The sequence below is a fragment of the Longimicrobiales bacterium genome (assembly GCA_035764935.1).
Classification (GTDB): domain Bacteria; phylum Gemmatimonadota; class Gemmatimonadetes; order Longimicrobiales; family RSA9; genus DASTYK01.
This window is the reverse complement of record DASTYK010000149.1, coordinates 46,718-60,550: the sequence shown is the minus strand read 5'-3', so window position 1 is coordinate 60,550 and position 13,833 is coordinate 46,718. Positions and strand designations below refer to the sequence as shown.

At 70.0% G+C, this 13,833-nt stretch carries 11 protein-coding genes; all 11 read left to right on the top strand.

The features are described from left to right. Positions 1-2 precede the first annotated feature (2 nt). The 11 genes from VFU06_12515 (at position 3) to nadA (ending at position 13,808) form a co-directional block, all read left to right on the top strand. Positions 3-2,570: a helicase C-terminal domain-containing protein gene (locus tag VFU06_12515; protein ID HEU5210208.1), complete on the top strand. Its 2,568-nt coding sequence runs from the start codon at positions 3-5 to the stop codon at positions 2,568-2,570. Between the two features lie 5 nt (positions 2,571-2,575). Further along, complete coding sequence (locus VFU06_12510; GenBank protein HEU5210207.1) at positions 2,576-3,256, top strand: fumarylacetoacetate hydrolase family protein; 681 nt, start codon at positions 2,576-2,578, stop codon at positions 3,254-3,256. Continuing rightward, complete coding sequence (locus VFU06_12505; protein HEU5210206.1) at positions 3,253-4,464, top strand: aminotransferase class I/II-fold pyridoxal phosphate-dependent enzyme; 1,212 nt, start codon at positions 3,253-3,255, stop codon at positions 4,462-4,464. The genes VFU06_12510 and VFU06_12505 overlap by 4 nt, the downstream gene beginning before the upstream one ends. Next, on the top strand, positions 4,461-5,300 hold the full coding sequence (locus VFU06_12500; GenBank protein ID HEU5210205.1) for a hypothetical protein: 840 nt from the start codon (positions 4,461-4,463) through the stop codon (positions 5,298-5,300). Before VFU06_12505 ends, VFU06_12500 begins: the two co-directional genes overlap by 4 nt. Before the next feature lie 57 nt (positions 5,301-5,357). Further along, positions 5,358-5,951 (top strand): BON domain-containing protein, encoded by a 594-nt coding sequence (locus VFU06_12495; GenBank protein HEU5210204.1) that lies wholly within the window; start codon positions 5,358-5,360, stop codon positions 5,949-5,951. Positions 5,952-6,063: 112 nt separating this feature from the next. Next, positions 6,064-8,790 carry a valine--tRNA ligase gene (locus tag VFU06_12490; protein ID HEU5210203.1) on the top strand — a complete coding sequence of 909 codons (2,727 nt, stop codon included), beginning with the start codon at positions 6,064-6,066 and terminating at the stop codon, positions 8,788-8,790. Next, positions 8,787-10,208 (top strand): Ig-like domain-containing protein, encoded by a 1,422-nt coding sequence (locus VFU06_12485; protein HEU5210202.1) that lies wholly within the window; start codon positions 8,787-8,789, stop codon positions 10,206-10,208. The genes VFU06_12490 and VFU06_12485 overlap by 4 nt, the downstream gene beginning before the upstream one ends. After that, a complete protein-coding gene (selA, locus tag VFU06_12480; GenBank protein HEU5210201.1) occupies positions 10,205-11,590 on the top strand; it encodes an L-seryl-tRNA(Sec) selenium transferase in 1,386 nt (461 codons plus the stop codon). The genes VFU06_12485 and selA overlap by 4 nt, the downstream gene beginning before the upstream one ends. Then, positions 11,587-12,144, top strand: a complete 558-nt coding sequence (locus VFU06_12475) for an HAD family hydrolase (GenBank protein ID HEU5210200.1) — start codon at positions 11,587-11,589, stop codon at positions 12,142-12,144. The genes selA and VFU06_12475 overlap by 4 nt, the downstream gene beginning before the upstream one ends. Positions 12,145-12,310: 166 nt before the next feature. Continuing rightward, entirely contained in the window at positions 12,311-12,640 is a 330-nt protein-coding gene (locus tag VFU06_12470; protein ID HEU5210199.1) for an iron-sulfur cluster assembly accessory protein, read from the top strand. 82 nt (positions 12,641-12,722) lie between these two features. Next, positions 12,723-13,808, top strand: coding sequence for a quinolinate synthase NadA (gene nadA / locus VFU06_12465; protein ID HEU5210198.1), 1,086 nt, complete (start codon positions 12,723-12,725; stop codon positions 13,806-13,808). Positions 13,809-13,833: the final 25 nt, after the last annotated feature.

The window sequence follows — 13,833 nt, the reverse complement described above, 5'->3', positions numbered from 1 at the left end:
TCGTGGCAGATTCGCGAAACCAAGTCCCGCGCACACGAGTCGGTCGCACACTCGAGCTCGCGCCACCTGCCGCGGCCATGCTGCGCGCGGAGATCGCGCGCGCCCGCGGCAACGAGGTCTGCTTCGTCGCCTCGGTCGACGACAACGGCCTGGTCGTCGATCCCCGGGCCGTGGCACGCGGTCATGCGACGGGCGTCCTCGCCGCAGCCCGTGACGCGCAGCCGGGCTCGCTCCTGATCCACAACCACCCGTCCGGTGATCTCACTCCCTCGGAAGCCGATCTGCAGGTCGCGGCCCGGCTGTACGCGCAGGGGATCGGCCTCGCGATCGTCGACAACGCTGCGTGCGAGCTGTACGTGGTGGTGGAGCCCGCAGCGTCGGACGAGCTGACGCCGATCGAAGAGACGGATGTCGAGGCGGTGCTCGCGCCGGGTGGCGCGATCAGCAACGCGCATCCGCTGTACGAGGACCGGCCGACGCAGCGCGAGATGGCGCGCGCGATCGCGCGCAGCTACAACGATGGCGGCGTCGGTGTCTACGAGGCGGGCACGGGTACGGGCAAGTCTGTGGCGTACCTGGTGCCGGCGATCGCGTGGGCGGTGACGAACCGGGAGCGCACGGTCGTCTCGACGAACACGATCAACCTGCAGGAGCAGCTCGTCGGCAAGGACCTGCCGTTCCTGCGGCGCGCGCTCGGCGCACCGTTCCGTTTCGCGCTGGTCAAGGGTCGCGGCAACTACGTCTCGATCCGGCGTGCGCGGCTCGCTGCGCTCGGTCAGACGCAGCTGTTCGATGATGGCCAGCAGGCCGAGATGCGCGCGCTGCTGGAGTGGCTCGACACCACGCGCGACGGCTCGCGGCAGGACCTGCCGTTCGAGCCGTCGGCGGAGCTGTGGGAGGAGGTCGCGAGCGATGCCGACGTCTGCCTGCGTGCGCGCTGTCCGCACTTCGAGCAGTGCTTCTACCAGCGATCGCGTCGTGAAGCCGCCTCCGCGGACATCCTGGTCGTCAACCACCACCTGCTCTTCAGCGACCTCGCCGTACGACGTCTGCAGGGAAACTACACCGAGCCCGCCGTGCTTCCCGCGTACCGGCGCGTCGTGCTCGACGAGGCGCACAACCTCGAGGACGCGGCCACGGAGCACCTTGGCGCGCAGGTCACGCGCCGGGGCGTGCTGCGCCTGCTGTCGCGGCTGGAACGGCGTGGCAAGGGTGCGCTGCCGGCGATCGAGTCGAAACTGAAGACGCAAAGGGATGATCTGCTGCGCGGGGACGCACTGCAGCACCTCACCCATGTCCGGGAGCGGGTGGAGCGTGCGCGCGAGCAGGCGCTCGACTTCTTCGTGCGGCTCGAGCAGATGACGTGGTCCTCCTGGGATGGAGTCGTGCGTCTCGAGGAGGGATACGCCGCGGACCGCGACTGGACGGAGGGGCCGGGCATCGTGCTCGGGGGACTGCAGTCCGTGCTCGAAGAGGTCGCGCGCGGCATCAACGGCCTGCGCGAGCGCGTGCAGCAGGATCCCCGCTGGGCGGAGTCGCTCGAGGAATCCCTCGTCGAGCTGCAGGGACTCGAATCGCGCGTGCGCGCGGCCGCGGAATCCCTCGCGACGGTGTTCCGCACGACGCCGGATCCGTTTCCGCTCGTGCGGTGGATCGAGCGGCGCGGTGGTGGCAGCGGGCGGGAAGCCTCGGTTGCCGCGCGCGCGGCGCCGATCGATCTCGCGCCAGCCCTGCGCGACGCGCTCTTCGAGCGTGTCGACACGGCGATCCTGACGTCCGCAACACTTGCGACGCGTGCCGGCTTCGGTTTCATGCGCGAGCGCCTCGGGCTGGGTGCGGGCCTGCGCGTGCGCGAGGCCGCCTACGAGTCACCGTTCGACTTCGAACGACAGACACTCCTTGCCGTACCGACCGATCTGCCGTCGCCGCAAGGAGACGAGAATGCGCGCTTCGATGAAGTGATCGGCACGGTCATCGAAGACATGGCGCGCGCGAGCGACGGCGGGCTGTTTGCCCTGTTCACGTCGTACCGCTCGCTCCGCAACGTCGCCGCGACACTGCGCGAGCGCGGGACAGGCGGGCGCTGGCCGCTCTTCGTGCAGGGCGAAGCGGCGCGGGCACGGCTGCTCAGCGAGTTCACGGCGAGCGGCCGCGGGATCCTGCTTGGCGTCGCGTCCTTCTGGGAGGGCGTGGACGTGCCGGGCGAGCCGTTGCGCGGTCTGCTGATCACCAAGCTTCCGTTCAAGGTGCCGGGCGAGCCGCTGACGGCAGCACGGCTGGAAGCGATCGATCGCGAAGGCGGCAACAGCTTCCGTTCCTACATGCTGCCCCACGCTGCGCTCCGCCTGAAGCAGGGGTTCGGACGGCTGATCCGCTCGCGCGCGGATCGGGGCGCCATCGTGCTGCTCGATCGCCGCGTGCTCGAAAAGTCGTACGGCCGCTATTTCCTGGAGTCGCTGCCCCCCGCGCCGCTGCATACGGGACCGTGGGCCGAGCTGGCCGCCGGGCTGCGATCGTTCTATGCGGGCAGCCCGGTCGCTGGCGAAGCGACCGAGCCGGTCATAGTCTAGTTCCCATGAACACAACCGATCGCCGGCCCGGCAAGATCGTGTGCGTCGGCCGCAACTACGCGGCGCACGCCCGGGAGCTGGGCAACGAAATCCCCTCCGAACCGCTTCTATTCCTCAAGCCGCCGTCGTCGGTCATCGAGAACGGCGGCGCGATCGTGCTGCCGCCGGAATCGCAGCAGGTAGAGCACGAGGCGGAGATCGCGGTGGTGATCGGCAAGCGTGCACGCGACGTCGCCGAGGCCGATGCGCTTGCGTACGTCGCCGGCTACGCGCCGCTCAACGACGTCACGGCCCGTGACCTACAGAAGCGCGACGTACAGTTCACGCGAGCCAAGGGCTTCGACACGTTCTGTCCGGTGGGACGGATGGTCCCGGCGGATGGCGTCGACTGGCGTACGCTCGCGGTCTGCTGCCGCGTCAATGGAGAGCAGCGCCAGGAGGGTCGCGCGAGCGACATGGTATTCGGCATACCGCAGCTGATCGCCTACATCTCGCGCATCATGACGCTGGAGCCGGGCGACATCATCGCGACCGGAACACCGGAGGGCGTAGGACCGCTGCGTGAAGGCGACGAGGTCGAAGTGGAGCTGCAGGGCATGACGACCGTGCGCAACCGGGTGGTGCGCGCACGGAGGGACCAGGACGAACAACGGGTGCCGGTGCACCCCCCAGGAGCAAGCGCATGACACGCATCCGGCTCGCAAGCCGTTTCGATAACTTTCCGCCGTACCCGCTGGCCGATGTCCCGCAGATCAAGCGCGAGCTGATCGCGCGCGGCGTCGATGTGATCGATCTCGGCGCCGGCGACGCGGACCTGGCCCCGCCCCCGGCCGCGGTCGAGGCGCTGGTCGCGGCGACGCGCGACGTCGCGATGAACCGCTACCCGTTCCAGCTCGGGCTGCCTGCGTTTCGCGAGCGCGTCGCTGCCTGGATGCAGGAGCGCTTCGGCGTAGAGCTCGATCCGTACCGCGAGCTGCTGCCGCTGATCGGATCCAAGGAGGGCATCGCACACCTGGCCTTCGCGTACGTGTCACCCGGTGACAGCACGATCCTGCCGGACCCGGGCTACCAGCCCTACGTCGGCGGCACACTGCTGGCCGGGGGACGCCCCTTCGCGGTGCCGCTGCGCCCCGAGCACGACTTCCTGATCCCGTTCGAGGAGCTGCCCGCGGACGTCGTCAAAACCGCGCGCGTGCTGTACCTCAACTACCCGAACAACCCGACCGCCGCGATCGCACCGCGCGAGTATCTCGAGCGCGCCGTCGAGTTCTGTCTGCGCAACGACGTCCTGCTCGTCTACGACAACGCGTACAGCGAGATCGCGTTCGACGGATACCGTCCGCCGAGCATTCTCGAGATCCCGGGCGCGCGCGACGTCGCGGTCGAGTTCCACTCCTTCTCCAAGACGTACAACATGACGGGGTGGCGCATCGGCTGGGCGGCGGGTAGCGCGGATGTCATCGCCGCGCTCGCACGCGTGAAGTCGTTCGTCGACACGGGTCAGTTCCTGGCCGTCCAGGCGGCGGCACGTGCGGCGCTGGAGACCTCCGCCCAGTGGGTGCCCGGCAACGTCGCCGAGTTCCAGGCGCGTCGGGACGCGGCCGTTGGCGCGCTGCGCGCAGCCGGCTTCGACGCGACGTCACCGCGCGCCACGATGTACCTCTGGGTGCCGGTGCCGACCGGGTTCGATTCGGAAACGCTGGCGCGCCAGGCGCTGCTGCAGGAGGGCGTCGTGATCATGCCGGGCGCGGCGCTCGGCGCCGGAGGACAGGGCTTCTTCCGGGTCGCGCTCACACGCGGTGCCGACGTGCTCCAGGAGGCCGCGCGACGCCTGGCCCGGGTGCTGGAAACCGCGGAACCGGATATGGTTACGGGGTTACAACCCGGACGATGAATGCAGTCCTGCCCGCGCGTAATCCGCCGGCTCCGCACGCGCGGGCCGGCCCCGAGCCGCCGCCCCGCCGCGAGCGGCCGTCTACGCGCAGCGCGTGGGTCGCGGCCGCCCTCATTTCGGCCGCTCTCCACGCCTTCTTCTTCCTCGGACTCCGCTTCGAACGCGTCACATACACCGACCTGAGCGCCAGCGCGACCCGGGTCGTGGCGGTGCGGCCGGTACAGGGGACCCGGATCGAGCAGATTCAGCCGGTCGCTGGCGACGTGCTGCCCGACGAGCCGGAGCCCGCGGTGCAGCCACGGACCTCGTTCGACCTGCCCGCCAACCTCCCGATCGTCCGTGAAGCACCGCCCACTGCGGACCAGCCGGCCCCGACGCGCGGTGCATCCACGTTCAGCGAGCTGCTCAGCCCCGCTGCGCGCAACCGCGAGGTGTGGCGGGCGCCCAGCCCGATCCACACTCCCCTCGATCCTCGGGCGGAGGCGAACTCCCGGCTGTCGAGCCGCCTCGACGCGTACAACGACTCCGTTGCGCTCGCGGCCGCCGAAGCGGCACGGGCCGTCGACTGGACGCGGACCGACGACGATGGTGGCCGCTGGGGCGTGTCGCCCGAGGGGATCCATCTCGGTGACATCACGATCCCCGTTCCGATCAACCTTTCGCCCGGCCCCGGCAAGCGCGACGAGGTGGCGGGTCGCGTGCGCGACTGGGGCGAGATCCAGGCGCAGGCAGCACGCCAGGAGGGGAAGGAAACGTTCGAGGAGCGGGTCAAGGCGGTGCGCGAGCGCAAGGAGCGTGAGCGCCAGCAGCAGAGGCAGGAAAATCCCCCGCGCTAGACGGCCCGTCCCTTGCACCCTCCGTTGCCCGGAAAACGTCTGAGCAAACGGAGCAGAATGATGCGCACATCCAGAAAGACGCACGGCACGGCGTGGACGATGGCCGTCGGCGCGGCCGCGGGCGTTGCGGCGGCGGCACTGTGGACCGTTCGTGCGCGCGGCTGGCCGCGCCGCTCGCAGCGGACGACCGGGCAGAACACGCTCGAGGACCAGGTGGTGAATGCACTGCTCGAGGACGAGACGACGTCGCGCTGCGGCATCGAGGTGGCGGCGATCTCGCCCGGGGTCATCGAGCTGACCGGTTCGGTCGGCACACCGTCGGAGCTGCGGCGGGCAGTGGAGGTGACGCAGGGCGTCGACGGCGTGAACACCGTCGTCAACCGGCTCGAGGTCGGCATGGAGAGCTCGCGCATGAGCGAGCGCCAGCGCCGCTACGCGGAAGGCGATCCCGCACTGCGCGAGCAGCACTGGTACGGCGTGGGTGTCGGCACGGGCCGGCGGAGGCAGGGCGCCTCGACCGATCCCGAGCGTCGCGACGACCGTGTCGACATGGTGACGGACGCATTCGAGGCGCAGGCCGCCGAAGAAGAGCGTGAGGAGGAGCCGGGCATGGAGCCACCGCCCGGCGGTGGCGGTCCGCCGGCGGTCTGATCCGCCCGCGACATTCCGTTCCCCGGACCGCGCGCGGCCACTGTCGCGCGCGGTTGACGTTTCTGAGCCGCGCCTGCTACCCTCCCTGATTGACCCCTGATCGAGATGGAGCATGCGCGAGCCGCTGCCGACCCGGTACGACCCGAGTGAATTCGAGCACGCGCTCTACACCGAATGGGAAGAGCGCGGTTTTTTCCATGCCGACGAGCGTGCGGTCGTGGCGCACGCCGCCGACCCCTACGTCATCGTGATCCCGCCGCCGAACGTCACGGCGGTGCTGCACATGGGACACGGGCTGAACAACACGATTCAGGACGTGCTGACGCGCTTCGAGCGCATGCGCGGCCGCGAAGCGCTGTACCTGCCGGGCACCGACCACGCGGGCATCGCGACGCAGAACGTGGTCGAGCGCCAGATCGCACAGGAGGGGTTGACCCGCGACGACCTGGGACGCGAGAAGTTCGTCGAGCGCGTCTGGTCGTTCGTCGATGAGACCGGCTCCACGATCCTGCAGCAGCTGCGCGCAATCGGCTGCTCCTGCGACTGGGAGCGCACCCGCTTCACGCTGGAGCCGGAGCTGTCCCGCGCGGTGCGCGAAGTCTTCGTCCGGCTCTACGAGAAGGGGCTGGTCTACCGCGGCAGCTACATCATCAACTGGTGTCCTCGCTGCCTGACCGCGCTCTCCGACGAGGAGGCCGAGGCGGAGGAGACGAACGGCCGGATCTATCACCTGCGCTATCCGCTTGCGGACGCGGATGACGCTGCGGGGTTGCCGCGGCTGCCGGACGGCCGGCCGTACCTGGTCGTGGCGACGACGCGGCCGGAAACGATGCTCGGCGACACTGCCGTTGCCGTGCACCCCGAGGATGGCCGCTACGCTTCGCTCGTGGGCGGCTCGGTCGACCTGCCGCTCGCCGCTCGCCGGATTCCGATCGTTGCCGATGATTACGTCGATCCGGAGTTCGGCAGCGGGGCAGTGAAGATCACTCCCGCGCACGACCCCAACGACTTCGAGGTGGCGCGCCGGCACGCTCTGCCGATGCTGGACGTGCTGACGCCCGACGCGCACCTCAACGATTCCGTGCCGGAGCCGTTCCGTGGCCTGGAGCGGATGGAGGCGCGGCGCCGGGTCGTCGCGGCGTTCGAGGAGCAGGGGCTGCTGGAGCGCGTGGAAGATCACCGTCACGCGGTGCCGCACTGCTACCGCTGCGGCACGATCGTCGAGCCGCGTCTTTCGGAGCAGTGGTTCGTGCGCATGAAGCCGCTGGCCGAGCCCGCGCTGCGCGCTGCGCAGACCGAACGCGTGCGCTTCACGCCGGAACGCTTCCGCAAGATCTACGAGCACTGGCTCGAGAACATCCGCGACTGGTGCATCTCCAGGCAGCTCTGGTGGGGCCACCGGATCCCGGTGTGGTACTGTCGCGCCGACGGCTGCGGCGAGACGATCGTCGCGCGCGAGGACCCGACGTCGTGCCCGAAGTGCGGCGGCACGAGCATGGAGCAGGACCCGGACGTGCTCGACACCTGGTTCTCGTCGTGGCTCTGGCCCTTCTCGACGCTGGGCTGGCCGGAGCAGACCGAGGACCTGAAGGCGTTCTATCCCACGAACACGCTCGTGACTGCGCCCGAGATCCTGTTCTTCTGGGTCGCGCGCATGATCATGGCCGGTTACGAGTTCATGGGAGAGGCGCCCTTCACGGACGTATACCTGACCGGCACCGTGCGCGACATGCAGGGTCGCAAGATGTCGAAGTCGCTCGGCAACGGCATCGATCCGATCGAGGTCGTGAAGCTGTTCGGCGCCGACGCACTGCGCCATACGGTCGTCAGCGCAGCCGGCCCCGGCACGGACGTGCAGCTCGATCCGGAGAACCTCGAGGACTCGTTCGCGCCGGGCCGCAACTTCGCGAACAAGCTGTGGAACGCCGCCCGCTTCGCTCTGATGAACCTGCCGGCGGAGAACGTGCCGTCACTCGCGGAGGTGGAAGGCGATCTCGAGCTCGCGGACCGCTGGATCCTGTCGCGCATGAACCGCGCGACTGCCGAGGTCACTCGACAGCTCGAGCAGTTCCGGTTCGACGAGGCGGCGGAGGCCGCGCGCGCGTTCTTCTGGAACGAGCTGGCCGACTGGTACCTCGAGTTGATCAAGCCGCGCATGCTCGACGACGCGCCCGCCGCGGGGCGCGCCGCCGCGCAGGCAACGCTCGTCGTCGCACTCGATACGGTGCTGCGACTGCTGCATCCGATCATGCCGTTCGTGACGGAGGCGCTCTGGCGCAAGCTGCCGACCGCGGGCGGAGTCCTGCCTGCGGAGTCGCTCATCGTCGCGCCGTGGCCGCAGACCGAAGCAACACGCATCGATGCGGATGCCGAAGCGCGCATGCACGCGCTGATCGAGCTGATCGGCACCGTGCGCGCACTGCGCACCGAGTACAAGGTGCCGCCGTCCACACCGCTGCAGGTTCGCCTGGGCAAGGTGGACGCGCCACTGGAAGCGGCGCTGGTTGCAGAGGAGCGCGCACTGCGGCGCATGGCCAGGGTGGATGCCATCGAGCGCGGCAACGGCTCCGGTGCGGGCGGCGCACACGCGGTGCTGCGGGGCGGCACGGAGCTGTTCATTCCGCTGGCCGGCGTCATCGACATGGAGCGCGAGCGTGCGCGCCTGTCCGCGGAGCTGCAGCGGCTCGAGGGACAGTTGCGCGGGACGGAGGGCAAGCTCGCAAACGACACGTTCGTTGCGCGCGCTCCGGCCGATGTCGTCGCACGCGAGCGTGAAAAGGCCGCGTCGCTGCGCGAGCAGCGGGAGCGGCTCGCCGAGAAGCTGAAGGCGCTGACGTGAGCCCGCGCCGCGCACTGGTCGCGGCGGTCGCGCTGCTCGGCTGCGCACAGTACGGTGCACCGCCGGGCGGCGAGCGCGACCAGCAGCCGCCACAGGTGGTTGCGACCGTGCCCGAGCCGCTCAGCGTCGTGCCCGACCTGCGCGGGGCAGTCGTCATCCGCTTCAACGAACGGCTGAGCGAGCAGGGCGCCGAGGACGCAGTGATTGTATCGCCGCGCACGGGCGATGTCCGGGTGCGCCGCAGCGGCTCCGAGCTGCGCGTCGAGATGCAGGGCGGCTGGCGAGCGGGGCAGATCTATCGGATCGTGATCCTGCCGGAACTGCGCGACCTGTTCGGCAATCAGCGCACCGAGCCCGCGGAGCTCGTGTTCTCCACGGGGCCCGAGATCCCCCAGACCGCGCTCGCCGGGATCGTGACCGAGCGGATCACGGGGCGTCCGCCCCAGCGCGCGGTCGTGGAAGCAGTGCGTCAGGCGGACTCCACCGTGTACGTGACGCCGGTAGCGACCGACGGCTTCTTCGCGCTGCTCAACCTGCCCGAGGGCGAGTACGAGCTGATGGCCTACGCAGACGCGAACCAGGACTGGACGCCGGGACCCGCCGAGCCGCGGTCGCGTGCGCTGGGCGTCACCCTGGGCGCCGACACGCTCGCGCAGGATCTCGCGATCCTGCCGTTCGACACAACCGCCGCGCGCGTGCTTGGCGCGGCGATGCAGGACGGCGCTGTACGCGTGCAGCTCGACGACTACGTCGATTCGACCGGCATTGCCGACGCAACCGCGACACTGTACGCGCTGCCGGATACGACACCGCTCCCGGTTGCGTTCACTGTGCGCTTCTCGGCGCCACAGCCCGCGCGCGCTGACAGTGCTGCCCGGCCGGACATGCTTGCCGATGCCGCATTGCCTGATTCGCTGGCGGTGGTGCAGGATACGGTGGCCGCTGAGCCCGTCGGGCCTCCCGCACAACGGGCTGGACAGGCAGCAGCGGACTCCGTTCGCGTGCCGCTTCCCGCGCGCGAGTTCTTCGCGGTGCCGGCATCACCGCCCGCACCGGGCGAGTACCTGATCGGTGTGACCGGTATCACGAACATCAACGGGTATCCGGACGGCGGGGGCATGGCACCGCTCACGATCACGCCACGCGACACAGCGCGGGCGCTCCCGGACACGACCCGGCTGCGGCCCGACACGACCGCTGCTGCACCGGACAGCCTGCGCGTCGCGCCGGACACGACGCGCATTCCACCAGCCCCCGTGCGCGTCCTTCCCGATACCACGCGGATCCCGACGCCGACGCCGGTGCGGCCCGACACCACGCGGACTCCGCCGCCCCCGACGCCGGTGCCGACGGACACCACGCGGACTCCGCCGCCTCCGACGCGCACTCCGCCTCCGCAGCCGGCCCGCCGCCCGTGAGCGCTCACCTGGAGGATCCGCGTCGATCGATCCCTTCGATCGATCGGCTGCTCTCCGGCGACGCCTTCCAGCCGCTGCTGTCGGCTGCCTCGCGGGCGCGCGTGGTTGCAGCGCTGCAGGCGGTGCAGGACGGCGTGCGAAGCCGACTGGCCGCGGGCGCCGATGACGCACCCGACGACGCGTGGTACGCCGGCGCGGTGGAAGCGGAGCTCGAGCGGCGCGCACGCCCGTCGCTCCGCCCCGTCATCAATGCGACGGGAGTCGTGCTGCACACGAACCTGGGGCGTGCACCGCTCGCCGCGGAAGCGATCGATGCAATGGTGCGCGTCGCGGCCGGTTACGCGAACCTCGAGTACGACGTGGCGCGGGGGCGGCGCGGCTCACGCTACGTCCACTGCGAGGAGCTGCTGCGCGAGCTGACCGGCGCCGAGGCGGCACTCGTCGTGAACAACAACGCTGCCGCGCTCGTGCTCGCGCTGAACACGATCGCCTCGGGACGCGGAGTGGTCGTGTCACGCGGTGAGCTGGTCGAGATCGGCGGCGGCTTTCGCGTGCCGGAGATCATTGCGCGCAGCGGGGCACGGCCGGTCGAGACCGGCGCGACCAACCGGACGCGTGCGCAGGATTACGAGCGCGCCCTCGACCGCGGCGTCGCTGCACTTCTGAAGGTGCACCGCTCCAACTTCCACATGAGCGGCTTTGTCGAGGAAGCGAGTCTCGCCGAGCTGGCGCCGATCGCCCGCCGTGCGGGACTGCCGCTCGTTCACGATCTCGGCTCGGGTCTGCTGCTGGAGCCGCCGCCCGCAGTCCTTGCGGGCGAGCCGACACCGCAGCGCTCCCTGGCAGAGGGCGCGGACGTCGTGGCGTTCAGCGGGGACAAGATGCTGGGCGGGCCGCAGGCTGGCGTGCTGATCGGGCGCGCCGACCTCATCGAAGCGATGCGCCGCAACCCGCTCTGTCGTGCACTGCGCGTCGACAAGCTGACGCTGGCCGCACTCGAGGCGACGCTCGCGCTGTACCGTGACCCGCTGCACGCCCTGGAGCAGGTGCCCGTGCTGCGCATGATCACAGCGCCGGCAGACGAGCTGAAGCGGCGCGCCGACGCGATCGCCGCCCAGATCCACGCGTGCGGGATCACGACCCGTGTGCTGCCGGCAGACGGCGCTGTCGGGGGCGGTGCGTTGCCGGACGTGCACCTGCCCGGCTTTGCCGTGGCGATCGAGGCGGATCTGCCGGCCGCCGCAATGGAGTCGGGGCTCCGTGCCGGGTCGCCTGCTGTCGTGGCGCTGGTACGCGATGGGCGCCTGCTCCTGGATGTGCGCACGGTGCGCCAGGAGGATGAGGGTGCACTGGTCGAAGCCGTCTGCGCGCTGCGCACATGAGCAGCCCGGCCGCGTTCCTCGACCGTGATGGTACGCTGATCGAAGAGCGCAGCTACCTCGGGGATCCCGACGGTGTCACGCTCCTGCCCGGCGTGGTGGAGGGGCTGCAGGCGCTGCGCGACCGGGGCTACCGGTTGATCGTGGTGACGAACCAGTCCGGCATCGCGCGGGGGCTGATCCGTGCCGCCGACTACGACCGCGTGCGCCAGCGCCTGGACGAGCTGCTCGCGGGGTCCGGCGTTGCGCTGGACGGCGTCTATGTCTGCCCCCATCACCCTGCGATCACCGGACCCTGCGACTGCCGCAAGCCGGGCCTCGCGCTCTACCGCCAGGCGGCGGCCGAGCACGACATCGACCTGGCCGCCTCGGTGTTCATCGGAGACAAGACGAGCGACGTCGAGCCCGCGGCGGCTCTGGGCGGTCGCGGGATCCTGGTACGGACCGGCTACGGGCGCACGAGCGAGACCGCGGTCGATGCCGCCGTCGCCGTGGCGGACGACTTTGCCGGCGCGGTCGAACTGGCCCTCGGCGGTGCCGGAGCGCCGCCGCAGTAGGGGAACGCCCCGCACGGTGTGGGGAAACCGCTGGCGCGCAACGAGTTCGCGGTTGACGTGCGGGGGCGTGCCCGGTAGCTTTCGGGCGAAACCGGACGTGTGCTGCAGTGTATCAACGGAAACGCGCCAGAGTGCGCGTCCGAGCCGAACATTGGGAGGAATGCCGATGACCATCACGGTCACACCAACGGCGATCGCCGAGGTACAGAAGTTCATGACGGAGCAGGGCACGACGGACCAGGCGGGCCTGCGGGTGGCAGTGCTGCCGGGTGGCTGCTCCGGCTTCCAGTACGGGCTGAACATCGAGGACGAGCCGCAGGACGACGACGAGATCTTCGAGGCGAGCGGCATCAAGCTCTTCGTGGACCCGTTCAGCGGCCAGTACCTCGATGGCGTCGAGATCGACTACGTGACGACCATGATGGGCGCCGGGTTCACGTTCAAGAACCCGAATGCTTCGGGCGGCTGCGGTTGCGGCAGCTCGTTCACGGTCTGACGTACCGCGCAGTTCGCGGATCGCTGCGGGCCCGCGGGATGGTCTCCTGCGGGCCCGTGCTGCCTCTACCTGAGGGAAAGAGATGATCGCACCGGTGGTGACGCCGCTTGCCAGCCCACTCCACTACGCCCGGCTCTCGCGCGAGGAGCTGACCGAGCGCATCCTGCGGCGCAAGCGCGAGCTGAACGCCGTGGTCCTGGGACACAACTATCAGCGCGGCGAGATCCAGGACGTCAGCGACTTCGTCGGTGACTCGCTCGGTCTGTCCCAGACCGCGGCAGACACCGATGCGGACGTCATCATGTTCTGCGGCGTGCACTTCATGGCGGAGACGGCGAAGATCCTCTCGCCGTCGAAGAAGGTGCTGATGCCGGACCTGCGTGCCGGATGTCCGATGGCCGACTTCGTCACGGGTGCCTCGCTGCGGCAGCTCAAGGCGCAGCACCCGAACGCCGCAGTCGTGACCTACGTGAACTCGACCGCCGAGGTCAAGGCGGAGAGCGACATCTGCTGCACCAGCTCCAACGCGGTGCAGGTCGTCGAATCGATCGAGCGCGATCGGCCCATCATCTTCGTCCCCGATCGCAACCTCGCGAAGTACGTCGCGGAGCGCAGCGGGCGTGCGTTCCGTCCCGCGTCGAGCACCGAGCACACGGGTGACCCGGGCGAGATCATCGCGTGGGAAGGCTACTGCTACGTGCACGACGACATGGTGATGCAGGAGCTGGACGAAGCGCAGCGCGCCCATCCCGACGCGAAGGTCGTGATCCACCCCGAAGCGCGCCGCGACCTGCTCGAGCGCGCGGACTTCGTGGTCTCGACGTCCGCCATGGCCGAGATCGCGGAGCGTTATGACTCCCTGATCATCGGCACGGAGCGCGGGCTCATCGACCGGCTGATCGCGCGCTTCCCGGAGAAGACGATCATTCCGCTGTCGCGGGCGGCGATCTGCGGCAACATGAAGGTGAACACCCTGGCCAAGCTCGCGTGGTCCCTGGATCACGAGCAGCACGAGGTCGTGCTGGATGAGGGCATCCGCAGCCGGGCCGAGCAGGCGCTGCGCGGCATGCTCGCGATCGCCGGCGGCTGGCGGCTGCCGACGGACGAGGAAGAGGCAATCGAGGCCCGCAGCATGGCCGTTGCCGCAAACGGCTGCGGCTGCGCATGACGCATCCGGATCCCCGACAGCCACG